The sequence below is a fragment of the Streptomyces sp. NPDC037126 genome, assembly GCF_055605965.1.
The window spans coordinates 132,473-156,287 of record NZ_JBVJTD010000011.1 but is presented as its reverse complement, the minus strand read 5'-3'; the positions used below and the strand labels follow the sequence as shown (position 1 = coordinate 156,287).

The 23,815-nt window shown below is 72.8% G+C and carries 19 protein-coding genes; 5 read left to right on the top strand and 14 right to left on the bottom strand.

Annotation, left to right across the window (positions count from 1 at the left end; genetic code table 11):
* Window positions 1–65 precede the first annotated feature (65 nt).
* Entirely contained in the window at window positions 66–1,496 is a 1,431-nt protein-coding gene (locus ACZ7FF_RS24220; RefSeq protein WP_470814353.1) for a zinc-dependent metalloprotease, read from the top strand.
* A complete protein-coding gene (locus ACZ7FF_RS24215; RefSeq protein WP_470814352.1) occupies window positions 1,493–2,008 on the top strand; it encodes an NUDIX hydrolase in 516 nt (171 codons plus the stop codon). Before ACZ7FF_RS24220 ends, ACZ7FF_RS24215 begins: the two co-directional genes overlap by 4 nt.
* Window positions 2,009–2,076: 68 nt before the next feature.
* Here ACZ7FF_RS24215 and ACZ7FF_RS24210 read toward each other — a convergent pair whose 3' ends face one another.
* The 4 genes from ACZ7FF_RS24210 to ACZ7FF_RS24195 form a co-directional block, all read right to left on the bottom strand.
* On the bottom strand, window positions 2,077–2,832 hold the full coding sequence (locus ACZ7FF_RS24210) for an AIM24 family protein (RefSeq protein ID WP_470814351.1): 756 nt from the start codon (window positions 2,830–2,832) through the stop codon (window positions 2,077–2,079).
* Between the two features lie 17 nt (window positions 2,833–2,849).
* Entirely contained in the window at window positions 2,850–3,530 is a 681-nt protein-coding gene (locus tag ACZ7FF_RS24205; RefSeq protein WP_470814350.1) for an AIM24 family protein, read from the bottom strand.
* Window positions 3,531–3,541: 11 nt separating this feature from the next.
* Complete coding sequence (locus ACZ7FF_RS24200; protein WP_470814349.1) at window positions 3,542–5,314, bottom strand: TerD family protein; 1,773 nt, start codon at window positions 5,312–5,314, stop codon at window positions 3,542–3,544.
* Between the two features lie 134 nt (window positions 5,315–5,448).
* Window positions 5,449–6,045: a M48 metallopeptidase family protein gene (locus ACZ7FF_RS24195; protein ID WP_470814348.1), complete on the bottom strand. Its 597-nt coding sequence runs from the start codon at window positions 6,043–6,045 to the stop codon at window positions 5,449–5,451.
* A gap of 255 nt (window positions 6,046–6,300) precedes the next feature.
* Here ACZ7FF_RS24195 and ACZ7FF_RS24190 point away from each other — a divergent pair, with 255 nt between their 5' ends.
* Window positions 6,301–7,515 carry a TOMM precursor leader peptide-binding protein gene (locus ACZ7FF_RS24190; protein WP_470814347.1) on the top strand — a complete coding sequence of 405 codons (1,215 nt, stop codon included), beginning with the start codon at window positions 6,301–6,303 and terminating at the stop codon, window positions 7,513–7,515.
* Window positions 7,508–8,878, top strand: coding sequence for an ABC1 kinase family protein (locus ACZ7FF_RS24185; RefSeq protein ID WP_470814346.1), 1,371 nt, complete (start codon window positions 7,508–7,510; stop codon window positions 8,876–8,878). Before ACZ7FF_RS24190 ends, ACZ7FF_RS24185 begins: the two co-directional genes overlap by 8 nt.
* A 165-nt stretch (window positions 8,879–9,043) precedes the next feature.
* On the opposite strand, the gene ACZ7FF_RS24180 is transcribed toward ACZ7FF_RS24185, so the two are convergent.
* From ACZ7FF_RS24180 to ACZ7FF_RS24160, 5 genes are all read right to left on the bottom strand, one after another.
* A complete protein-coding gene (locus tag ACZ7FF_RS24180; RefSeq protein WP_470814345.1) occupies window positions 9,044–9,259 on the bottom strand; it encodes a hypothetical protein in 216 nt (71 codons plus the stop codon).
* Window positions 9,260–9,395: 136 nt separating this feature from the next.
* Window positions 9,396–9,719, bottom strand: coding sequence for a hypothetical protein (locus ACZ7FF_RS24175; RefSeq protein ID WP_470814344.1), 324 nt, complete (start codon window positions 9,717–9,719; stop codon window positions 9,396–9,398).
* Window positions 9,716–10,084, bottom strand: a complete 369-nt coding sequence (locus ACZ7FF_RS24170) for a WhiB family transcriptional regulator (RefSeq protein WP_053664703.1) — start codon at window positions 10,082–10,084, stop codon at window positions 9,716–9,718. Before ACZ7FF_RS24170 ends, ACZ7FF_RS24175 begins: the two co-directional genes overlap by 4 nt.
* Window positions 10,085–10,256: 172 nt before the next feature.
* The gene (locus tag ACZ7FF_RS24165) at window positions 10,257–10,577 is read right to left on the bottom strand and encodes a hypothetical protein (protein WP_470814343.1); all 321 of its coding nucleotides are present in this window, start codon (window positions 10,575–10,577) and stop codon (window positions 10,257–10,259) included.
* Between the two features lie 163 nt (window positions 10,578–10,740).
* Complete coding sequence (locus ACZ7FF_RS24160) at window positions 10,741–12,963, bottom strand: ATP-dependent DNA helicase UvrD2 (protein ID WP_470814342.1); 2,223 nt, start codon at window positions 12,961–12,963, stop codon at window positions 10,741–10,743.
* Between the two features lie 184 nt (window positions 12,964–13,147).
* Between ACZ7FF_RS24160 and ACZ7FF_RS24155 the strand changes: the two genes are divergently transcribed.
* The gene (locus ACZ7FF_RS24155) at window positions 13,148–13,390 is read left to right on the top strand and encodes a mycoredoxin (RefSeq protein ID WP_189818175.1); all 243 of its coding nucleotides are present in this window, start codon (window positions 13,148–13,150) and stop codon (window positions 13,388–13,390) included.
* Window positions 13,391–13,438: 48 nt separating this feature from the next.
* Here the strand turns inward: ACZ7FF_RS24155 and ACZ7FF_RS24150 are convergent, their stop codons facing one another.
* The 5 genes from ACZ7FF_RS24150 to ACZ7FF_RS24130 all read right to left on the bottom strand — a co-directional run bounded on the left by ACZ7FF_RS24150 (window position 13,439) and on the right by ACZ7FF_RS24130 (window position 23,771).
* On the bottom strand, window positions 13,439–14,032 hold the full coding sequence (locus ACZ7FF_RS24150; protein WP_470814341.1) for a class I SAM-dependent methyltransferase: 594 nt from the start codon (window positions 14,030–14,032) through the stop codon (window positions 13,439–13,441).
* 11 nt (window positions 14,033–14,043) lie between these two features.
* Complete coding sequence (gene nudC, locus ACZ7FF_RS24145) at window positions 14,044–14,988, bottom strand: NAD(+) diphosphatase (protein WP_470814340.1); 945 nt, start codon at window positions 14,986–14,988, stop codon at window positions 14,044–14,046.
* A gap of 155 nt (window positions 14,989–15,143) precedes the next feature.
* Complete coding sequence (locus ACZ7FF_RS24140) at window positions 15,144–16,547, bottom strand: dipeptidase (RefSeq protein WP_470814339.1); 1,404 nt, start codon at window positions 16,545–16,547, stop codon at window positions 15,144–15,146.
* Window positions 16,548–16,599: 52 nt separating this feature from the next.
* Window positions 16,600–20,157 (bottom strand): UvrD-helicase domain-containing protein, encoded by a 3,558-nt coding sequence (locus ACZ7FF_RS24135; RefSeq protein ID WP_470814338.1) that lies wholly within the window; start codon window positions 20,155–20,157, stop codon window positions 16,600–16,602.
* A 131-nt stretch (window positions 20,158–20,288) separates the two neighbouring features.
* Complete coding sequence (locus ACZ7FF_RS24130) at window positions 20,289–23,771, bottom strand: ATP-dependent helicase (protein WP_470814337.1); 3,483 nt, start codon at window positions 23,769–23,771, stop codon at window positions 20,289–20,291.
* Window positions 23,772–23,815: the final 44 nt, after the last annotated feature.

Sequence of the window (23,815 nt, the reverse complement as noted above, 5' to 3'; positions counted from 1 at the left end):
GGTGGTGTTGTCGGGCAGCCGCGCCGCCGGAGACAGACCGGTGGCCTTACCAGCCGAGGAATCCCGTGAGTGACACCCCATTCGGATTCGGCCTTCCGCCGGAGGAGCCGGACGACGGCGACGAGGGCAAGAAGAAGGACCAGGAGAGCGGCGGTGGGCAGGAACCAGCCAACCCGTTCGGTTTCGGGGCACCCGGGGCCGGGGGCTTTGGCGGCCCGGGCGCCGACAATCCGCTCGCAGCCATGTTCGGTTCCCTGAACCCCACCGACTTGGGCGCCGCGTTCCAGCAGCTGGGCCAGATGCTCTCCTACGAGGGCGGCCCGGTGAACTGGGACATGGCCAAGCAGATCGCCCGCCAGACGGTCTCCCAGGGCACCCCGGACGGCACGAAGGACGCCAGCGTGGGCCCGGCCGAGCGCAGGGCGGTCGAGGAGGCCGTCCGCCTGGCCGACCTGTGGCTGGACGACGCGACGTCCCTGCCCTCGGGCTCCGCCTCCGCGGTGGCCTGGTCCCGCGCGGAGTGGGTCGAGGCGACCCTGCCGGCCTGGCAGGAGCTGGTCGACCCGGTCGCCGAGCGCGTCGGCGCGGCCATGGGCGACGTGCTGCCCGAGGAGATGCAGGCCATGGCGGGCCCGCTGATCGGCATGATGCGCTCGATGGGCGGCGCCATGTTCGGCACGCAGATCGGGCAGGCCGTCGGCGTGCTCGCGGGCGAGGTCGTCGGCTCCACCGACATCGGCCTGCCGCTCGGCCCGGCCCGCAAGGCCGCGCTGCTCCCGGCCAACATCGAGGCCTTCGGCAAGGACCTCAGTGTGCCGCAGGAGGAGGTACGGCTCTACCTGGCCCTGCGCGAGGCCGCCCACCAGCGTCTCTTCGCGCATGTGCCGTGGCTGCGCTCGCACCTGTTCGGCGCGGTCGACGGGTACGCGCGCGGGATCAAGGTCGACACGGCCAAGCTGGAGGACGTGGTCGGCCAGTTCGACCCGCAGAACCCCGAGCAACTGCAGGACGCGCTCCAGCAGGGCATGTTCCAGCCCGAGGACACGCCCGAGCAGAAGGCCGCCCTGGCCCGTCTGGAGACCGCTCTGGCCCTCGTCGAGGGCTGGGTGGACGCGGTGGTCCACGCGGCCGCGAAGCCGCGTCTGTCGTCCGCCGACGCCCTGCGCGAGACCCTGCGCCGGCGCCGGGCCACCGGTGGTCCGGCGGAGCAGACGTTCGCCACGCTGATCGGCCTGGAGCTGCGCCCGCGCCGGCTGCGCGACGCCTCCCGGCTGTGGGCCTCGCTCACGGACGCGCGCGGGATCGACGGCCGGGACGGTCTGTGGGCCCACCCGGACATGCTGCCGACGGCCACCGACCTGGACGACCCGGACGGCTTCGTGCACCGCGAGCACATGGACTTCTCCGAGCTGGACAAGATGCTCGGCGAGGCGGCCGACAAGCCCGACCTGCACAAGAAGGACGACGGCGAGGCCAAGGGCGACGACACCGAGTGAGCCTCCACGACGACGCGGCCCTCGTCCTGAAGGGGTACGAGGGCCAGGACGAGCTGCGCCAGACCTACCTGGACCACCTGGCGGCGCACCCGGACGGCATGTGGAAGGCCTGCGCGGACGGGCACATCACGGCGAGCGCGCTGGTGATCGACCCCGCGCACGGCCGGGTGCTGCTCACCCTGCACCGCAAGCTGCGGATGTGGCTGCAGATGGGCGGTCACTGCGAGCCGGCCGACGCCACCCTGGCGCAGGCCGCCCTGCGTGAGGCGACGGAGGAGTCGGGCGTCGCGGAGCTGTCCCTGCTGCCCGGCGGGCCGGTGCGCCTGGACCGCCACCACACGCCGTGCGCCTGGCATCTCGACGTCCAGTACGCGGCGCTCGCCCCGGCCGGCGCCGTCGAGGCGATCAGCGACGAGTCGCTGGACCTGCGCTGGTTCGCCTACGACGAGGTGCCGGCCGTCGCCGACGGCTCGGTCGTACGGCTGCTCGAGGCGACCCGGGCCAGGCTCTGAGCGTCCCGCGCACACGGGTAAGGGGCGGCCGCATGGGCGGCCGCCCCTTACATCCGCTGTCCGGACGGTCAGCTCCAGACGTTGCCCTGGTTCTGCCCGCGGGCCCCGTGCTGGCCCATGCCGAACTGGGCGGCGAGGCCCTGCCCGATGACCGCGTTCTGCGGTGGCAGCAGCTCGCTGGGCTGGACCAGCGCGAACCCGGAGCCCATGAAGCTCAGCTCCCAGCCCTCACCGGTGTTGCCGCGCCGCCGCCACACCCCGGAGGAGTGCGTCTGGGCCTGCATCTGCACGCGCAGCCCGGTGGACCAGGCGACGATCGCGTCGGCGTCGCAGTTGACGTACCGGTCCGGCGTTACCTGCATCATCAGCGGCGCGCCCGAGGTCATCAGGGCGACCTTGCCGCGCCCGGTGATGTTCAGCTGGTACTTCCCGGAGCCGGAGACGCCGTAGAGGCTGTCGACGGCGACGACCTCGTGGTACAGCGAGGAGTCCATGGCGAGGACGTAGGAGCTGTCGACGGTCAGGCCGTCCTGCTCGACGTCCATGATGTGCACGTGCTGGGCGAGGTTGGAGAGGTAGACCGTGCCCTGTCCGTGACAGCGCATCAGGTCCAGGCCCTCACCGGTGTGGGCACGCGCGCGTGCCTGGCTGTTGCTGCGGTACTCGGCGTCGAACTCGACCAGGCCCTGGTAGGCGACCATGGTGCCCTTGCGGGCGAGGATGTCGTCGTGGCCCTCCAGGACGACGCGGAGCAGCTGCGAGTTCTGCAGGCTCCAGCGCTCCTGCGTCTGGATGTCGTTGTGTGCGAAAAGCGGGCTCTGCATGGCTTGTTGACTCCCCCTCAGCCCCGGATCCGGAGACGGTCGGTGCTGTCCTCGCTGGGCTGGACGACGACGATGCCCTGCCCGGAGAAGGCCATCTGGTAGGCCTCGCCGCTGCCCCGGCCGATCAGCGACTGCGCCTTGAAGCTGCGCTTGCCCTTCACCTTCAGGTTCGGCGACCAGGCGACGAGCGCGTCGGGGTCGACGTACGTCTCGTCCTCGCCGCCGCCGCAGTCGACGACGATCGGCGTGCCCCGGGAGGTCAGCGCGACCCAGCCCTGCCCGGAGATCCTGGTGTTCCACAGCCCCTGCCCGGCGAACTTCGCGAGCCCCTTGACCCGCTCCACGCCCCAGCTGAGGTGGGCGTCGAAGGCGAGCAGGTTGGTGGCGTTGACGGAGATGCCGTCGCCGTTGAGGTTGATCACGACGACGTTGGCGCCGTAGTCGGCGAGGTAGAGGAGGCCGTCGCCCGTGCACTTCATCAGAGGAGCGCCCTCGCCGGTGATCCAGTCGCGGGCGATCTGGCGGACGGCGGGCGGGTTGGGCTCGTACTGGACGAAGCCCTCGTAGGCGACCATCGACCCCACGCGCGCGAGGAGGTCGTTGCCGGTCTGCATGGCGACCTTCAGCATGTGGTCGCCGTGGTTCTCCATGCGGGCGGTGACGGGTGCGGGGGCGTAGCCCGCGAGCTGCTCATTCATGACGGGCTCCCTCAGACCTCGTAGGGCTGGACGACGATGAAGTTGCCGGGCGCGCCCCGGAACTGGAGGTTGACGCTCTCGCCGGTGTCTCCGGGGTAGGCGTTGCGGCGCATGCGGACCTGGCTGGAGACGATCACCTGGGAGGCCGCCGACCAGGCCACCACCGCGTTGCAGTCGGCGAAGGTGGTCGGCGTGACCGGCAGGACCACGGGCGTTCCGTGCGTCTTGACGACGATCGTGCCGGTGCCCTGGAACTGCATGGTGAACAGCGCGCCGCCCGGGATGCCGTGGCCCTCGATGCGGCGGACCTCGTACTGCAGGCTCTCGTCGAAGGCGAGGACGTTCTCGGCGGACACGCAGATGGCGTCGCCCTGCAGTTCGACCGGGTGCAGATGGGTGGAGTTCTCGGCGAGGAACACCTGGCCGTTGCCGGTGCAGCGCATCAGCTGCATCTCCTGGCCGGTGGCGTTGCCGACGATCCGCCCGGCGAACCCGGCGCCCTTGTAGCCGAAGTCGACCTTGCCCTGGTAGAGCACCATGCTGCCCTGCCGGGCCAGCACGGGCTGCCCGCCGATGCCGAGGTCGACGCGGACGAGCTTCTTGTTCTGCTGCGTCCAGCGCTGCCCGGTGGGCTTCTCCTTGAACTTCTGCAGCGCGGCCGACACTCCGGCGCCGCCCTGGGGGGCGCCCTGCGGCACTCCGTAGGCGGCGGCCTGCTGTCCGGGGACCTGGCCGTAGCCCGGGGGCATGGGCGGGGCCTGCTGGCCGCCGTAGGGGGGCTGCTGTCCGTAGCCGGGGGGCATCGGCGCGGCCGGCTGCCCGCCGTAGGACGGCTGCTGGGGCGGCTGGCCGTACGGCTGCTGATGCGGCTGTCCGTAGGGCGCGGGGGCCGGGGCCGGCGGCGGGACCGTGCCACCGGGGGGCGGGGCGAGGGGCGCGATGACCGTCGGCGCTCCGTGCACGTTCGGCGCGGGCACCGGGCCGGGTGCCGGGGGCGGCGGCGGGGTGTGGCCGGGCGGGGTTGCGAAACCCTGCGGGGGCGTGCCACCGGGCGGGGTCGTGAAACCCTGCGGGGGCGTGCCACCGGGCGGGGTCGCGAAGCCCTGCGCGGCGGGCTGCGGCGCCGCGGGAGCGGGGGCCGGCGTGGGCCCGGGGGCCGCCGGGGCGGCGAACGCGGGCGGAGCCGTGGCCTGGGCGGGCGGGGCGAAACTGGGGGCGGCGCCGGACTGCGGCTGCTGGGGGGCGGCCGGCGCCTCCTCCAGCACCTCGCCGCCGAAGTTCTTCAGCAGCGCCTCCAGGCCGCCGTCGAAACCCTGCCCGACGGCGGCGAACCGCCAGCCGTCCTTGAAGTAGAAGTCACCGAGCATCACGGCTCGCTCGGTGGAGAACTCCGACCCGTTGAAGGAGTACCGGGCGACCTCCTCGCCGCCCGCGACGATCCGCAGGTATCCGGGGCCGATCTGCGACATCTGTCCGGCGCCGTCGATGGTCGCCGTGAAGGACAGCTTGCGGATCCCCGACGGGATCCGGTCGAGCGTGACCCGGAACGACTCCGTGTCGCCCGCCTGGGCACCCAGCAGCTGGATGGACTCCTCCGGGGACTTCGGCTGGTTGAAGAAGACGAAGTACCGGTCGTCCGAGAGGCGCTCGTCGGCGTCCAGACCGAAGCAGCTGATGTCGAAGGTCAGCCCGGGGCCTGAGATCTGCACGCCCACGTACAGATCCGTGCCTGCCGTCAGATCGCTGATCCTGGCCTTGTGACCGCGTTGGAATTCCCTGGCCATGCGATACGACCGTCCCCCATCCCGAATACGAGTGCGTCGCGCCAGGCTAACCGCAACGGCCGACAACCTCCCCCGCCGGTCCGGGTCGGTACACACCCGGTACACAACCGCGCCCCGCCGCTCACACGGGCCGGTCACTCACCCCGCGCGCCGGGCACGTGCGGCAGCCGCTCGGCGGCGACCACCCCTTCCAGATACCCGCGGGCCCGCTCGGTGCGCGGGTAGGCCTCCAGCAGCTGCCAGAAGTCCGCCCCGTGACCGGGCACGAGCAGATGCGCCAGCTCATGGCAGAGCACGTAGTCGATGACGTACTCCGGCATGCCCTGCAACCGGTGCGAGAGCCGGATGCTGCCCTCGGCCGGTGTGCACGAACCCCAGCGGGTGTTCTGGTTGGTGACCCAGCGCACGGAGGCCGGCCGGGCCCGGCCGGCGAAGAACTGGGCCGACAACCGCTGTGCGCGCTCGGCCAGCTCGGCGTCGCCGAGCACCCGCCGGCTCTCCTGAGCAGCGAGTTTGTCCAGCATGACGGTCACCCAGCGCTGCTCCTCCGCCTTCGACATCCGGGCGGGGATCAGCACGACAGTGCGATCGCCCTCGCGGTACGCGGAGACCGTCCGGCGGCGCCGGTCACTTCTGCGGACCTCGATCGCGCTCACCCCCGAGCCGCTGGGCGGCTGGCTCGTCGTGCTGCGCTGTGGTTTTCCGGCGCGGTGCAGTGGGTCGGCGGGCACGCCCCGACGTTACCCGCTGGGCGAGGGCAAAGTCCCGGCTCCGGGACGGTTCTCTGTGGATCCCCCACCATGCGTTTGATTCGTACGACCCGTCAGAAAATCCGCTTTGCACCCTTTGCCCTAACTGGCTTGTATGACAAACACCCCTGCCTGTGGACAACTCTCGGCACCCGACGGTCCAGCCGGGCATGCTGGCATGCGTCGGCGGAACACGACCGGTTCCGCCGCTGTCCCAACGGCTACGGGGGCCCGCTCATGCATCCCATGGTGAAACCCGCGCTGCGGCGCGGCTGGCGCGATCTCGACACCGTGCAGTTCGGTATGACACCGGCGCACGCACTGACACTGGGGCCGATGGACACCGCCACCGGCAGCTTCCTCGACCTGCTCAACGGCACCCGGGGACTGCCCCTGCTGCGCGAGGAGGGCCGCCGCGCGAACCTGCCGGACGGGCGCGTCGACGCACTGGTGGACCGCCTGGCCGGAGCCGGCCTCGTCGACGACGCGCGCGGCGGCGGACCGGCCGCCGACACGCTGCGCGGGAAGGACGAGGTCCTGCGGCGGCTGCGCCCCGACCTCGCCTCGCTCACCCTGACCACACCCGAGCCCGGCGGCCCGCTCGCCCTGCTCGCCGCCCGCCGCGCACTGCGCGTCCAGGTGCACGGCACGGGACGCGTCGGCGCCCTCGTGGCCTCCGTCCTGTCGGGCGCCGGCGTCGGCGAGGTCGACGTCCGCGACACCGGACACGTCCAGCCGTGGGACGTGGCGCCCGGCGGCCTGCCCGCGGAGTCGGTCACCGAACGCCGGGACACGGCCGCGCGGGCCGCCGTCCGCCGCGCCGCCCCGGACCGCCCGCCCCGCAACCCCCACTCCCCCGGATCCGGCGCCCGGGACCCCGGACTCTCCCTGGTGATCCTCACTCCCAGGGACGACGTCGCCGTGCACGCACCGGACCCGAGCGCCGCCGAACCCCTCATGACCTCCGGCACCCCGCACCTGTACGCCGGTGTCGTGGAGGGCACGGGCGTGGTCGGCCCGCTCGTCCTGCCCGGCGAGACGGCCTGCGCCGGCTGCCTGCACGAGGAGCGCACGGACCGTGATCCGGTCTGGCCCCGGCTGATCGCCCAGTGGCGCTCCGGCAGGACCCGCCAGGCTCCCGCCTGCGACCTGACCCTGTCCACGACGGTCGCCGGACTGGCCGCGGCCCACGCCCTGGCCTTCCTCGACGGAAAATCGCCGTCGGCCACCGGAGCCCGCTGGGAAGTGTCCGTACCCGGTCTGAACTGGCATTCCCGCCCGATCTGGCCGCATCCGGCATGCCGCTGCGGCGCGGCGGACAAAGCCAAGGGGGAGCACTCCTCAACCGATGGGCGGCCACGCGCGACAATGGCGGTGCAACGGCCGTCGACGGAGCGAGCAAGCGAAGCAGGCGCGGCACGGCCGACTGGGACTTGGAGGGCGCATGTCTGATCTTCCCCGGAAGGCGGTCACCCGGACCGCCAAGCTCGCCGCGCTCCCGCTCGGCTTCGCAGGCCGGGCCACGTGGGGGCTGGGCAAGCGGATCGTGGGCGAGTCCGCGGAGATCGTCGGCCGGGAGCTGCAACAGCGGACGGCGGAGCAGCTGTTCAAGGTGCTCGGCGAGCTGAAGGGCGGCGCGATGAAGTTCGGGCAGGCCCTGTCCGTCTTCGAGTCCGCGCTGCCCGAGGAGGTCGCCGGCCCCTACCGTGCGGCCCTGACCAAACTCCAGGACGCGGCACCACCGATGCCGACCCGCACCGTGCACGCGGTGCTCGAGGAGCGGCTCGGTCCGGACTGGCGCGACCTCTTCGAGGAGTTCGAGGACAAGCCGGCGGCCGCGGCCTCGATCGGCCAGGTGCACCGAGCGGTGTGGCACGACGGCCGCGAGGTCGCCGTCAAGGTCCAGTACCCCGGCGCCGGTGACGCCCTGCTGTCCGACCTCGGCCAACTGAGCCGCTTCGCCCGCCTGTTGGGCCCGCTCATCCCCGGCATGGACATCAAGCCGCTCATCGCCGAGCTCAGGGACCGCGTCTCCGAGGAACTGGACTACGGGCTGGAGGCCCAGGCCCAGGCGGCACACGCCGAGGAGTTCACCGACGACCCTGACGTGGTGGTCCCTGCCGTGGTCCACCAGTGCGAGCAGGTGCTGGTCACGGAGTGGATGGACGGGATCCCGCTGTCCGAGGTGATCTCGGACGGCACCGAGGAGCAGCGCGACCGGGCCGGTCAGCTCCTCGCCCGCTTCCTGTTCTCGGGCCCGGCCCGCACCGGCCTGCTGCACGCCGACCCGCACCCGGGCAACTTCCGGCTGCTGCCGGGGGCCCCGGACAGCGACGAGGACTGGCGCCTCGGCGTTCTGGACTTCGGCACCGTCGACCGGCTCCCCGGGGGCCTGCCGGAGACGATCGGGATCTCACTGCGACTGACGCTGGACGGCGACGCCGAGACCGTCTACGAGCACCTCTGCGAGGAGGGCTTCGTCAAGGAGTCCATAGAGCTGGACCCCGACGCGGTGCTCGACTACCTGCTGCCGATCATCGAGCCGGCCCGCGTCGACGCGTTCACCTTCACCCGCTCCTGGATGCGCAGCCAGGCCGCCCGCATCGCCGATCCGCGCTCCCCCGCGTACCAGCTGGGCAAGCGGCTCAACCTGCCGCCGGCCTACCTGCTGATCCACCGGGTGACGCTGAGCACGATCGGTGTGCTGTGCCAACTGGGTGCCACCGTACGGCTCCGCGAGGAACTCGAGGAATGGCTGCCGGGCTTCGTCCCCGAAGCAGAACTGACGGAGGAGGAACCGGCGGCGGAGGCCTGATCCGGGGTCTTGGAGCGAGGGTGCTTGAGAGCCGGGGCGCCTTGTGATGAAGGGTGCTTGAGGGACTAGGCACCCTGTGGTGAGGGGTGCTCTGGAGTCAGGGGTGCCTTGAAGTGGGGTGGGGAGGGGCGGGGTGGGAGGGGGGAGGGGCCCCGAAGAAGGGGTTCACCACCAGGCCGAGTCCAGCCGCCCCTCGATCGCCCTCAGGTTCTCCCGCGAGCAGGCCTCGCAGAAGTACTGTCGGGCGCCGTTCTCCACGGAGCAGGTCCAGGTGACCGGCGGGGAGCCCCCGGCGGGGATGCCGCAGCGGGCGCACACGACGGGGAGCCCGTGCTCCGTGGTGGAGCCGCCCTGATCGCTTCCTCCGGGAAGACTCGTCACCTGGCGACGATAACCCTCCGGCCGCCGATCGCCCGTGCAACGCACCGCGGGGGCCGGTCCGTTCGGCCGGACCGGCCCCCGCGGGGAAAACTGCGCCTCCCCGGGCAGGGAGGCCACCGCTTCTCAGGTGTGTTCGTTACTGCATGACGGCCATGGCGAGCGCGCGGCGGGCGCGCAGCGAGGCGCGCTCGGCCCGGCGCTGCATCCGCTGGGCGACGGCCAGGCGCACGGCCCGGCGTTCCTGGTCGGCGTCATGCAGCCGGTCGTGCATATGCGCACGTGCCAGGGCTTCTTGCATGAGTTGCATTTCTCGGGTCCTGTTCTGGCGCGCTTCGGTCGCGCCGCTGGTGGTGAAATCTGTGGTCGCGGAGCCGGCGGGCTCGCTGACGGACGGCTTCATCGGGGCCTGCTTCTTGGGGTCGTGCGTGAGGGGACGGTCGATCGTTCCTGCGGTGTTCATGCTGTGACCGGGTTCTTGCGCGGGCGACCACGGGGCCGCTTCCGGGCGACGACGACGCCCTGGACGAACAGCTCTCCACCCCAGACGCCCCAGGGCTCGCGCCGCTCCTTGGCGCCGGCGAGGCAGGCCTCGATCAGCGGGCAGGTACGGCACAGGGACTTGGCGTACTCGACGTCCGCCGGCGACTCCGCGAAGAAGACCTCCGGGTCGTAGGAGCGGCAGGGGACGGGTACGCCGAGGTTCTCGATGGCGTCGTCGAGCGCGGTGAGCGCGGTGAGGGGGATCAAGGTGGAGTCCTCCGTGAGGCCGGGCGGGGGGATCGTTTGTGAAGGCGGTACTGACGGGGCGTGCGCTTCGAGTTGCACGGTTGGTTTTCCTCGTCTGTTCGTTCCGGCCTGTTGACCGGGTGGCGGCTGGTACCGGGTTCTTTCTTGCCCCGAGGCCCCTTCGCTCCGTCGTCCCCGTTGGGGGAAAACAGAAGGGCCGCGGATCCCGGGTGGGGTTCCGCGGCCCTGAAGGCGCCGGCCTGATCGGCTGTCAGGCTGGATCACTCCAGGGTTCTGGCCCACGGAAGGCCCACATCTGGTGGTGCTGCGTCGTCTGCTTCCGGAATCCGGCACCGGCCGCCGCAAAGGCATAGGCATGTGCCTGTGCCGCTACCGCTTCCAGTGCCTTGGTCGGTCGCTCATTCCGCTCCCGGACGGGAAGACCCGCGAGAGACAGGGAGGACGCCGGGCGTGCGGCACGGATGCCGGACAGACCGGTGCCCTGGTTCGAGGCGCCGAGCATGCACGTGGAGACGGCCGAGCGATCGGTCAGTTTGGCCGTGCTGATGTTGCTGGTGTTGATGCTGATCACTGGACTCGCCTCCTCTCGGCGTCTTAGGGGACTGGGGTGAGCCAGTCCGTCGGATATGCAAGTACATCACGGAGGCGGGCCTTGGAGAAGGCCGCGGCTTCCGTGCCTAGAACCTATGGGGATTGCTGGGGCGTGCGCAAACTATTTTTCCGACGAGTTCGTATCAGTCGTCCTCGTCGTCGCTGTCAAGATCCTGACCTGCACAGATGGCCAGCACATCGGCTCCGTAGCTGCGCAGCTTGCGGCTGAGGACGCCGGGGATGCGGGACAGCTCCGCGGGGCTCTCGGGCCGTGTCTCGGCGATGGCCATCAGGGTTCGGTCGGTGAAGACGCAGAAGTCGGGCTGTCCGCTTGCCCCGGCCTGGACGGACCGCCACTCCCGCAGCCGTTCGTAGAGCCCTTCGTCCATGTCCGAGGGGCAGTCCTCGCAGCGCATCAGTTTCATCTCGCCCGCGTCGGTGAGGGTGCGGCCGCAGACGCGGCAGCGGGCGGGGGTGCGCTGGGTGCGCCGGGGCACGGCGGCGGTGCCGACGACGGTGCCGCGCTCGACGCCGCCCGCTGCTCCGGCGCCGCTGTGGCCGACGGTGGGGGTGGTGCCGGGGCGCAGGCCGTCGAGGAAGCGGCTGGGGCGGCGGTTGGGGCGGCCGCCGGGTGAGCGGGACAGGGACCAGGAGAGGTGGAGCCGTTCCCGGGCGCGGGTGACGCCGACGTAGAGGAGGCGGCGTTCCTCCTCGATCTGCTCGTCGGTCTTGGCGTAGGTGATGGGCAGCATGCCCTCGGCGATGCCGACGAGGAAGACGACGTCCCATTCCAGGCCCTTGGCGGCGTGCAGGGAGGCGAGGGTGACGCCCTGGACGGTCGGGGCGTGCTGGGCGTTCGCCCGTTCGTCCAGTTCGGTGACGAAGTCGGCGAGGGTGGCGCCGGGTCTGGCGGTGGCGAGGTCGTGGGCGAGGTTGGCGAGGGCGGCGAGGGATTCCCAGCGCTCCCTGACGGCTCCGGAGCCTGCCGGTGGCCGGTTGGTCCAGCCTTCTCCGGAGAGCACGGCACGCACCTGTGAGGGCAGGTCCACGGTGTCGTCGAGGAGGGAGTCGTTGCCTCCGAAGCGGGCGGCGCCGCGCAGGGCGATGCCGGCCTTGCGCACCTCGGGGCGGTCGAAGAAGCGTTCGGCGCCGCGTAGCTGGTAGGGGACTCCGGCGTCGGCGAGGGCCTGCTCGTAGGTCTCGGACTGGGAGTTGGTGCGGAAGAGGATGGCGATCTCGGCGGCGGGGACGCCCGCGTCGATCAGTTCGCGGATGCGGCGGGCGGCGCCCTCGGCCTCGGCGGGCTCGTCGGTGTACTCGGTGTAGAGGGGTTCGGGTCCTGCGGGGCGCTGGGAGACGAGTTCCAGCCGGTGGTCGGCGGCGCGGCCGTGGGCCTGGGCGAGCAGGCCGTTGGCGAGGTGGACCACCTGGGGGGTGGAGCGGTAGTCGCGGACGAGTTTGACGACGGTGGCGGCGGGGTGGCGGGCGCGGAAGTCGAGGAGGTGGTCGGGCGTTGCTCCGGTGAAGGAGTAGATCGTCTGGCTGGCGTCGCCGACGACGCAGAGGTTGTCGCGTTCACCGAGCCACAGTTCGAGCAGTCGCTGCTGCAGGGGGCTGACGTCCTGGTACTCGTCGACGACGAAGTGCTGGTACTGGCTGCGTACCTGGTCGGCGATGTCGTGCCGGTCCTGGAGGACGGCGACGGTGAGCAGCAGGACGTCCTCGAAGTCGATCACGGCGCGGTCGCGTTTGAGGTCTTCGTAGGCCGCGTAGAGGTGGGCGATCTCGGCGGGGTCGCGGGGTGTCTCGCGGCCGGCCTTCGCGGCCGCGTACGGGTAGTCGGCGGGGATGGTCTGGGTGACCTTGGACCATTCGATCTCGGCGGTGACGTCGCGCAGCTCGCCGCGGTCGAGTCGGGTGCCGAGGGCGGCGGCCGCGTCGGCGACGAGCTGGATCTTGCGGTCGACGAGCCGGGGCAGGCTGCCGCCGATGGCTTTCGGCCAGAAGTACTGGAGCTGGCGGAGGGCGGCGGAGTGGAAGGTGCGGGCCTGGACGCCCTGGGCTCCGAGCTGACGCAGCCGGCCGCGCATCTCTCCGGCGGCGCGGTTGGTGAAGGTGACGGCGAGCACGCTGGAGGGCTGCAGGATCCCGGCGCGCACCCCGTAGGCGATGCGGTGGGTGATCGCCCGCGTCTTGCCCGTGCCCGCTCCGGCCAGTACGCACACCGGGCCGTGCAGGGCGGTGGCCACTTCGCGCTGCTCGGGGTCGAGCCCTTCGAGCACGGCGTCGGCCCCGCTCGGCGTGGCCGAGCACTGGGGGCTGCCGGTGCCCTGCGGGAAGAGGGTGGGGTGCGTTGCTGGTGTCACACCGCCATGCTGCCAGGTCGCCCGGGACGGCTGCGTCGGTTGTCCACAGGCGGGGGCATCTCGTCGTACCAATGCGGCAGGTGTCACAGCTGGGGTGCATACCCCCGGCGGGAATGGGGCGGCCGGTGGCTTACGTTCTCCTCCTGGACGAACTTTCCGAGCTGCCTTGAGGAGCGCGAGAGACATGCAGGGCACTGTGACGATGTACAGCACGACTTGGTGCGGCTACTGCCGGCGGCTGAAGAGCCAGATGGACCGGGAGGGCATCGCCTACACCGAGATCAACATCGAGCAGGACCCGGATTCCGCGGCCTTCGTGGAGAAGGCGAACGGCGGAAACCAGACGGTCCCGACCGTGCTCTTCGCGGACGGCTCCACGCTGACGAACCCGTCGCTGGCTCAGGTGAAGCAGAAGCTCGCCGCGTAAGGCTTCCGCGGCTTCCGCGACGGCACAAGCAGGGCGGCCCCTGATCGGTCAGGGGCCGCTCTGCCGCGTCCTGTCCCATACGACCGTGTAGCGCCAGAGCAGCCGCCGCCGGTAGCGACTGCCCGGCAGCAGCCGGCGGGTGGCCTCGCGGATCTCGCCCCAGTGCATGGCCGAGTCCTCCATGGGCATGCCGTCCGGGCCGCCCTTGCCGCCGTGCAGGCGTGCGTGGAGGCGGCTCGCCGGCACTCCGCAGCCGCTGATCATCCAGGCCAGCGGGGTGCGGTTGTACGCGAGCCCTACGAGGATCAGCCGGGTCAGGGCGCCGATCGCGTCCTCGAAGCGGGCGTGGTGCACGACGGCGACCGCGCTGACACAGTCGTAGGCGCCCTGCGGGAGCGAGCCGCCGTCGAGGTAGTCGGCCTCGACGAAGGTGACGTTGCCGGGCTGCCGGGCGCGGGCCTGCCGGATCATCTCCGGTGAGCGGTCGACGCCCGTGACGGTCCGTACCCGGGTGGCGAGCTTGCGCGCGAGGAGGCCGTCGCCGCAGCCGACGTCCAGGGCCGTGCGGCAGCCGTCGGGTACGGCTGCCAGCACGGCGCGGTGGTAGTGGACGTTGTGGTTCCAGTACGGCTCGTCCGGCACCTCCGGTCCGCTCAGACGAAGCTGCGCGTCGGCAGGGGCTTGCCGTACCACATCTCGATCAGGCGGGCGGCGATGGAGATGCCGTAGGGCGGCAGGACGGCGCCGGACTCGAAGGCCTCGTGGAGTTCCTCGCGGGAGAACCAGCGGGCCTCGTGGATCTCGTCGCCGTCGACCTCGATCTCGGTGGTGGTGGCGCGGGCCATGAAGCCGAGCATGAGGCTGGACGGGAAGGGCCAGGGCTGGCTGGCCACGTACTCGACGTTGCCGACGGTGACGCCGACCTCCTCGGAGACCTCGCGGCGCACCGCATGCTCGATGGACTCGCCGGGCTCGACGAAGCCGGCGAGCGTGGAGAAGCGGCCCTCGGGCCAGTGGACCTGGCGGCCGAGCAGGATGCGGTCGTCCGCGTCGGTGACGGCCATGATCACGGCCGGGTCGGTGCGAGGGTAGTGCTCGGCGCCGCAGGCGGGGCAGCGGCGGATGTGGCCGGCGGCGGCGATGACGGTGCGCTCGCCGCAGCGGGAGCAGAAGCGGTGGGTGCGCTGCCAGTTCTCCAGGCCGACCGCGTGGACCATGAGCCCGATGTCCCGCTGTGACAGCAGCAGGCCCGCCTCGCGCAGGCCCGCGGGGCGCGCGGACTGGTCGATGCGGCCGGGCAGTGCGTCCTTCTGGAGTGCGAAGTAGGCCACGCCTTCCTCGTCGATGCCGAGGAAGTAGCGGTGGGCCTCGGTGAGCGGGGCCTCGAAGGAGGGCGTCATGACGAGTTCGGTCCGGCCGTCCGGGGTCTCGTCGATGAGCACCTGGCCGCCGGAGACCACGAAGCAGCGGGTCGTGGGATGGCTCCACGCCGCCGCGAGCCAGGCCTCGTCCAGCCGGTGGTGGGCGGCGCGGTCGATGCCGCTCGGGGCGGTAAGCGAGATGGGTCGGTCGGCTGTGTGGTCGGTCCAGGTGGTCACGGGTGCTTCCAACTCCCCCAGTACGGCGGTTCTTCGGGCGGGCGGTTCGGCGGGACGTGGGACGGAGGGGCACCGCGTCGGGCGTGGGCGGGGCGTGCGGGGCGGTTCCTCCAGTGTGCCCCGCGCGCGGCGGCCTTCCGTGCGGCGCCAGCCGGTCAGGGTGCGGGTCGCCAGTTGTCGGCCAGGTCGCCCCACAGGTAGGCGCTGGTCTCGACGCCCTTGAGGAGCAGGTCGAGCTCGACCTTCTCGTTGGGTGCGTGCCAGCCGTCGGACGGGACGGAGATGCCCAGGAAGAGGACGGGGGCGCCGAGGACTTCCTGGAGGTCGGCGGCGGGTCCGGAGCCGCCCTCTCGGGTGAAGCGGACGGGGCTCTGGAAGGCGCGGCCCATGGCGCGGGCCAGGGACTGCAGCGCGGGGTGGTCGAGGGGGGTGAGGCACGGGCGGGTGGCGGAGCCGAAGGTGATCTCCTGCCGGATCCCTGCGGGCACCTGCTCGGCGGCCCAGGCGCGGACGGCCTTCTCGATGTGGCCGGGGTCCTGTCCGGCGACGAGCCGGAAGGACAGCTTCACCATGGCCGAGGACGGGATGATCGTCTTGCTGCCGGGGCCCTGGTAGCCGCCACCGATGCCGTTGACCTCGGCGGTGGGGCGGGCCCAGATGCGCTCGAGGGTGGTGTGCCCGGCCTCGCCGTGGGGGGCGTGGGACTTGGCGGTGTGCAGCCAGCGCTGCTCGTCGAAGGGCAGCTCGGCGAACAGCTCGCGTTCGCGGTCGGTCAGCTCGATGATGCCGTCGTAGAAGCCGGGGACGGCCACGCGCGCGTGCTCGTCGTGCAGAGCCGCCACGAGGCGGGCGGCCGCGGTGGCGGGGTTGGGCACGGCACCGCCGAATGATCCGGAGTGGATGTCCTGGTCGGGGCCGTAGAGGCGGATCTCGCACTCGGCGAGGCCGCGCATGCCGGTGCACACGGTCGGGGTGTCCTCGGCCCACATGCCGGTGTCGGAGACGATCACGGCGTCGGCGGCGAGGCGCTCGGCGCGTTCCTCCACCAGGGCGCGGAAGTGCGGGGAGCCGGACTCCTCCTCGCCCTCGATCAGGAGCTTCAGGTTGACCGCGGGGGCGGTGCGGCCGGTGGCGGCGAGGTGGGCGCGGACACCGAGTGTGTGGAAGAACACCTGGCCTTTGTCGTCGGCGGCCCCGCGCGCGTAGAGACGGTTCTCGCGGACGACCGGTTCGAAGGGGTCGCTGTCCCAGCCGTCCTCGCGGGCCGCGGGCTGCACGTCGTGGTGGCCGTAGACGAGCACGGTGGGTGCCTGCGGGTCGTCGGAGGGCCACTCGGCGAAGACGGCGGGGGCTCCGGGGGTCGGCCAGACCTCGGTGGTCGGGAAGCCGGTCTCCTCGAGTTTCGCGGCGAGCCAGTCGGCGCTGCGCCGTACGTCGGGCGCGTGGTCGGGCTGGGCCGACACGGAGGGGATGCGCAGCCAGGCGGTGAGGTCGGCGAGGAAGGCGGCGCGGTGCTGCTCGATGTACGTGTGGACGGCGCTGTCCGGGGTCTGGCTCATGCTCACGAGCCTATCCGCCCGCACCGACATCGTCGGCGGGGGTTCGTCACACTCAGGATGCGGGCCGTGTCACTTCCGTTGCGTCGTGTGCCTCTTCCGGCTCGCCTGCGATCAGCCGTTCCAGCCCGGCCCGGCCGGGGAGGTTCCGGGGGCGTACGACCTCGCCGCTGCGCACGTACAGGAAGGCGGCGGTGACGGAGTCGAGCGGTACGCCCTGCTGCTCGGCCCAGGCCAGCCGGTAGACCGCGAGCTGGAGCGGGTCGGCGGCGCGGGTGCGGCTGGTCTTCCAGTCCACGATCTCGTACGTCGCCGTCGTGCCGTCGCCGATCCGGTAGACGGCGTCGATGCGGCCGCGGACGACGCGGCCGGCGAGGGTGAGCTGGAAGGGGGTCTCGACGCGGTACGGGGTGCGCCGGGCGTACTCGGTGCGTTCGAAGGCCTCCTTCAGGGCTTCGAGGTCGGCCTCGTCGGCGATCTCGGCGTCGCTGCCGGGCAGCTCGTCGGGTTCCAGCAGGGGCAGCGTCAGCTCTTCGTAGCGTGCTTCCACCCAGGCGTGGAACCGGGTGCCTCGGCGCGCGGCCGGTTGCGGGGGGCGCGGCATGGGGCGCGCGAGTTCCTGTGCGAGCCCGTCCGGGTCCTCGGCGAGGCGCATCAGCTGGGTCGCGGTGAGGGTGGCGGGCAGCGGTACGTCGGTGACGGCGCGGCGGGCGCGCAGCAGTTCCCCGGTGAGTGCGTCCAGGTCGCGGTCCCAGGAGGCGATGAGCCGCGTCTCTTCCGGGGTGAGGGGGGGCTGCCGGCGGGGCTCGCCGGGACGGCCGTGTGCCGTGGGGGCGGGTGCCTGGTGGGGCACGGCCGGCCGGCCGGCGCTCCAGGAGTCCCAGTCGGCGGGGTCGTCCGGGTGTGGGGCGTCGTCATACGGCGGCTCGTCCGGGTGACGTGCGGTCTCCTCGTACGGGTCCTCGCCGTAGCGGGCTTCGCCGTACGGGGCCTCGCCGTGAGGGGCCTCGCCGTAGGGGTCCTCGTCGTCCGGGGGCGGTGGCCAGTCGGGGTCGTCGAAGGCGGCGGGGTCGTGGGCGGCCGGCGGGGCGCCGTCCCCGGCGGCGATGGTGTCGAGGTGGGCGAGGACCGTCTCGGCGGCCGCGCGGCGGCGCGCGAGGGCCGCGTCGTCGAGGGGCAGCGGCCAGACCTGGTCGGCGCCGGCCGTGTGCAGGGCCGGGTTCTCCGCGTCCTCGGCGGGTTCGTCCGCCCAGGCCTCGATCTCGCCGTGACCCGCGGTGCAGTGGTCGTACAGGGCCTGGAGGAAGTCGGAGGGGCCGCGCTTCTTCTTCTGGCTGGGGCCCCACCAGTGGCCGGAGCCGAGCAGGAGGGAGCGTGGGCGGGTGAAGGTGACGTAGCCGAGGCGGAGTTCCTCGGTGTGCTGGTGGTCCTTCATGGCTTCGTGGAAGGCCTTCATGCCGCGCGCGTCCCAGCCGTCGACGTCGGGCAGGGTGTCGGTGTCACCGCGCAGGGCGTGCGGCAGCACCTTGGCCTGCGCGGTCCACTTCTCGCGGCCCTGGGCGCTGGGGAAGGTGCCGGTCACCAGCCCGGGGACGGCGACGACGTCCCACTCCAGGCCCTTCGACTTGTGCGCGGTGAGCACCTTGACGGTGTTCTCGCCGCCGGGCAGGGCGTTGTCGAGGCCCTTCTCGTACTGGGCCGCGGTGCGCAGGAAGCCGAGGAAGGCGAGCAGGGTGGCCTCGCCGTCGCCGGCCGCGAATCCGGCGGCGACGTCCAGGAAGTTGGACAGGGTCTCGCGGCGGCGGGCGGCCAGGGCGTGCGGGGACGCCGACAGCTCCACCTCCAGGCCGGTGACGGCGAGGACGCGGTGCAGGACGTCCATCAGCGGGTCGGCCAACGAGCGGCGCAGGTCGCGCAGTTCGGCGGCCAGGCGGGCGAAGCGCACGCGCGCGTCCGGGGAGAACGGCAGCCCGTCGTCGCCGTCTTCCCCGTAGCCGCCCTCCATGGGTGATTCGAGGAAGGTGTCGAGGGCGTCCGCGAGTGATATCACCTCGGAGGGGTCGACGCCTTCCACGGCCGCGGCGAGCCGGCGGTCCGGATCGTCGGTGCCGTCCACGCGCGCGTGGGCGACGAGCAGGCGGGCGCGGCGGCCCAGCAGGGCGAGGTCGCGGGGACCGATGCGCCAGCGGGGCCCGGTCAGCAGGCGCACCAGGGCCGCGTTGGCGCCGGGGTCCTGCAGCACCTCGCAGACGGCGACGAGGTCGGCGACCTCGGGCAGGTGCAGCAGCCCGGACAGGCCGACGACCTCGACGGGGATGTCACGGGCGACGAGGGCGCCCTGGATCTCGGCGAAGTCGGTGGCCGTACGGCACAGCACGGCGATCTCGGCGGGTGCCGTGCCGGTGCGCACGAGGTGGGCGACGGAGTCGGCGATCCAGTCCATCTCCTCGGCGTGGGTGGGCAGCAGGGCGCAGCGGACCGTGCCGTCGTGTTCGGCGCCGGGGGCCGGGCGCAGGGCCTCCACGCCCGCGTGCATGGCGCGCAGCGGTGTGGCGAGGCCGTTGGCGAGGTCGAGGAGGCGGCCGCCGCTGCGGCGGTTCTCGCTGAGTGCCTGCCGGGTGGCGGGGCGGCCGTCGGCGTGGGCGAAGTGCTGGGGGAAGTCGTCCAGGTTGGCGACGGAGGCCCCGCGCCAGCCGTAGATGGCCTGGCAGGGGTCGCCGACGGCGGTCACCGGGTGGCCCGTGCCGCCGCCGAACAGGCCGGCGAGCAGGACGCGCTGGGCGACGGAGGTGTCCTGGTACTCGTCCAGGAGCACCACCCGGAACTCCTCGCGCAGCAGACGGCCCACCTCGGGGACGGCGGCGAGGCGGGCGGACAGGGCGATCTGGTCGCCGAAGTCGAGCAGGTCGCGTTCGCGTTTCGCGGTGCGGTAACGCCGCACGAGGTCGGCGAGTTCCCGGCGGGCGGCGGCGGTCTCGGGGATCCTGCGCAGGTCGGCGTTGGTGAGCTTGGCGCTGCGAAGGGTGTCCAGGAGGTCCGCGTCCCAGGACCGCAACTCCTCGGGGTCGACGAGGTGTTCGGCGAGTTCGGAGTCAAGGGTGAGCAGGTCGCTGACGAGGTCGGCGAAGGAGCGGGTGAGTGCCGGGTAGGGGCCGGGTGCCTCGCGCAGCACGCGTGCGGCGAGCTGGTAGCGGGTGGCGTCGGCGAGGAGCCGGGAGGTGGGCTCCAGGCCGATGCGCAGTCCGTGGTCGGTCAGCAGCCGGCCGGCGAAGGCGTGGTACGTGGAGATGACCGGCTCTCCCGGAGGGTCGTCCGGGTCGATGGCGTCGGGGTCGGTGACGCCGGCCTTGATCAGCGCCTTGCGGACGCGTTCGGCCAGCTCGCCCGAGGCCTTGTTGGTGAAGGTGAGGCCGAGGACCTGTGCCGGGTCGACCTGTCCGGTGCCGACCAGCCAGACCACACGGGCCGCCATCACGGTGGTCTTGCCCGATCCTGCTCCGGCCACGATCACCTGCGGGGCGGGCGGCGCGGTGATGCAGGCCGTCTGCTCCGGGGTGAACGGGATGCCGAGGAGCTCCTTGAGCTGCTCGGGATCGGTGATACGGGCGGACATGTCGAAAGAGGCTAGCGGCGGGCACTGACAGTCGAGGACACAGCGACCTCCCGGGACCGAAGAAGCGCAGGTCAGCACGGGTGGTGCTGTGCGTCACCCCTGTGTGTGGCCGGATCGCCGCGTGTCCTGGGTCACTCCACCACGTGCCGTCCCTCGGGCCGGGCGCTGCACGAGGCGCGGAACGCGCAGTGCGTGCAGTGCTGGCCGGTGCTGGGGGCGAAGCGCTCGTCGAGGACCTTGCCGGCGGCGGTGGCGAGCAGCTCGCCGACCCACTCCCCCGCCAGTGGCTCCTGGGTCTGCACCTTGGGCAGGTCGTCGCCGCCGTCGCGTTTGGCGGCGGCCTGCCTGAGGTGCACCAGTTCGGCGCCGCCCGCTTCGGGCCGTACCCCGTCGAAGGCCGTGTCGGCGGCGCCCTCCCGGACGGCGAGCTGGTAGACGGCGAGCTGGGGGTGGCGGGCCACCTCCGCCGCGCTGGGGGCCTGTTTGCCGGTCTTGAAGTCGACGACGTAGGCACGGCCGTCGGCGTCCGTCTCGACGCGGTCCATCTGTCCGCGGATGCGGACCTGGTAGTCGCCGGCTTCCAGGGTGACGTCGAAGTCCTGCTCGCTGGCGACCGGGGTGCGGCCGACGCGGTCCAGTACGTGCCAGTTCAGGAAGCGTTCGAGTGCCACGCGCGCGTTGGCCTTCTCCTGCTGCGACTTCCAGGGCGCGTCGAAGGCGAGCGCGTTCCACACCGAGTCCAGGCGTTCCATCAGGACGTCGAGGTCGGCGGGGGTGCGGCCGGAGGCGACCTCGTCGGCGAGGACGTGGACGACGTTGCCGAAGCCCTGCGCGGTGGTCGCGGGCGCGTCGGCCTTCACCTCGCGGCCCAGGAACCACTGCAGCGCGCAGGTGTTGGCGAGCTGGTCGAGGGCGCTGCCGGAGAGCACGACGGGCTGGTCGCGGTGGCGCAGCGGCACCTTGCTCTCGGTCGGCTCGAACATGCCCCACCAGCGGTAGGGGTGGGCGGACGGCACCAGCGGGCGGCCGTCCTCGTCGGCGAGCGCGGCGAGCCGGGCCAGCCGGCGGGCGGCGGCCTCGCGCAGCACGTCGGACACGCGTGGGTCGACGGTGGTGGCGCGCAGCTCGGCGACGAGCGCGGCCACGGACAGTGGGCGGCGGGGGCGGCCGGTGACGTCCTTCGGTTCGACGCCCAGCTCGGTCAGGAACCGGGACGGTTGATCGCCGTCGTCGGCCGGCGCCTTCACCGCGGTCACGACGAGTCGTTCACGCGCGCGCGTGGCGGCGACGTAGAACAGGCGGCGCTCCTCGGCGAGCAGCGCGCCCGGGGTCAGCGGTTCGGCGAGTCCGTCGCGGCCGATGCGGTCGGCCTCCAGCAGCGAGCCGCGGCGGCGCAGGTCGGGCCACAGGCCCTCCTGGACGCCCGCGACCACGACCAGCCGCCACTCCAGGCCCTTGGAGCGGTGCGCGGTCATCAGGCGTACGGCGTCGGGGCGCACCGCGCGGCGGGTGAGCGTGTCGGCGGCGATGTCCTCGGCGTCGATCTGCTCCAGGAAGTTCAGCGCGCCGCGGCCCCCGGTGCGTTCCTCGGCGCGGGCGGCGGTGGCGAACAGGGCGCACACGGCGTCCAGGTCCCGGTCGGCGTTGCGGCCGGCCGCGCCGCCGCGCCGTGCGGCCCGCTCCAGGCGGGCGGGCCAGGGCGTGCCCTCCCACAGGTCCCACAGCGCCTCCTCGGCCGTGCCGCCGCCCGCGAGGCGTTCGCGGGCGGTGCGGAGCAGCGCGCCGAGGCGCTGGGCCCCGCGCGCGTACGCCGGGTCGTGCACGACCAGCCGTTCGGGCTCGGCGAGCGCCTGGGCGAGCAGTTCGTCGGAGGGCGGCGGCAGCGGGTTCCCGGCGGCCCGCGCCTCCTCGCGCAGGGCGCGCCCCAGGCGCCGCAGGTCGGCGGTGTCCATGCCGGCGAGCGGCGAGGCGAGCAGGGTGAGGGCGGTCTCGGTGTCGAGCCAGCACGCGCGCGTGGTCTGCGCGTCCGCCGCCGGGACCGTCTCCCCGGGGCGCGACGCCTCGGCCGTTGCCTCTTCCTCGGCGCTCTGGGTCTGCGCCTCTTCGCTCTGGGTCTCCACCTCTTCGAGGTGCGACGCCTGCGCCGCAACCTCTTCCTCAAGGAGCCGGGTCTCCGCCGGCGCCCCCTCCGCGAGGCTCCGTTCCTCCGCCGGGCCACGTGCCTCCGCCGTGGCCACCGCCCGCAGGGCCGTCAGCAGGGGGGCCACCGCCGGTTCGTGCCGCAGGGGCAGGTCGTCGCCGTCGATGTCCAGGGGGACGCCGGCCGCCGTGAGGGCGCGGCGCAGGGTCGGCAGGGTGCGGGATCCGGCGCGTACCAGGACGGCCATGTCGCCCCAGGGGACGCCGTCCTCCAGGTGCGCGCGGCGCAGGATGTCCGCGATGTTGTCCAGTTCCGTGCCCGGGGTGGGGTACGTGTGGACCTCCACGCGTCCGCCGTCCCGTACGGCGGCCGGTTCGCGGTGGGCGCGGACCCTGTCGGCGGGCAGCCGGGGCAGCGGCATGCGCCGGGTGATCAGCCGGGTCGCCGCGAGCAGGTCGGCGCCGGAGCGGCGGGAGGTGCGCAGCACCTCGACGGGGGCTGGGCGGCCGTCCATGCGCGGGAAGGCCGCCGGGAAGTCGAGGATGCCGTTCACGTCGGCGCCCCGGAAGGTGTAGATCGACTGGTCGGGGTCCCCGAAGGCGACGAGGGTGCGTCCGCCGCCGGCCAGGGCGTGCAGCAGCCGTACCTGGGCGGGGTCGGTGTCCTGGTACTCGTCGACATACACGGCGTCGTACCGGGCGGCGAGCTCGGCCGCGGCCTCGGGGCGCCGGGCGAGCAGGACCGCGCGGTGGACCAGTTCCGCGTAGTCGATCACGCCCTGGAGGTCGAGCACGTCGAGGTACTCGGCGAGGAAGGCGGCGGCTGCCCGCCAGTCGGGCCGGCCGATCCGGTGGGCGAAGGCGTCCAGGGCGTCCGGGCCGAGGCCCAGCTCGCGGCTGCGGGCGAGGACGGCGCGGACCTCGTCGGCGAAGCCGCGTGTGGTCAGACAGGCGCGCAGCTCGTCCGGCCAGCGCACGTGGTTCAGCCCGAGCCGCTCCAGCTCCGGCTGACCGGCGAGCAGCCCGCGGACCGTGACGTCCTGCTCGGGGCCGGAGAGCAGGCGCAGCGGCTCGGCGAACAGGCCGCTGTCCTGGTGGGCGCGCACCAGCGCGTAGCAGTACGAGTGGAACGTGGTCGCCCGCGGCGCGTGGGCCGCGCCGATGCGCAGGGCCATGCGGTCGCGCAGCTCGACGGCGGCCTTGCGGCTGAACGTCAGCACGAGGATCCGCTCCGGGTCACCGCCACGGGCGATCCTGGCCGCCACGGACTCGACGAGGGTGGTGGTCTTGCCGGTGCCCGGACCTGCGAGGACGAGCAGCGGTCCGGACCTGTGGTCAACCACGGCACGCTGGGCGGCGTCCAGTGGAGGGGGATCCAGTCGGGCCGGCGGGGTACGGACCAGTCGGTAAGCGCCACGGGTCCCCTGCCGCACCTGGAGGTGCGGCAGGCGCCTGGTGGAGAACGAGGAGCTCACGAGGTTGGCCGGTCCTGTGGTCGTGCTGGCGGTCGGGCGGTCAC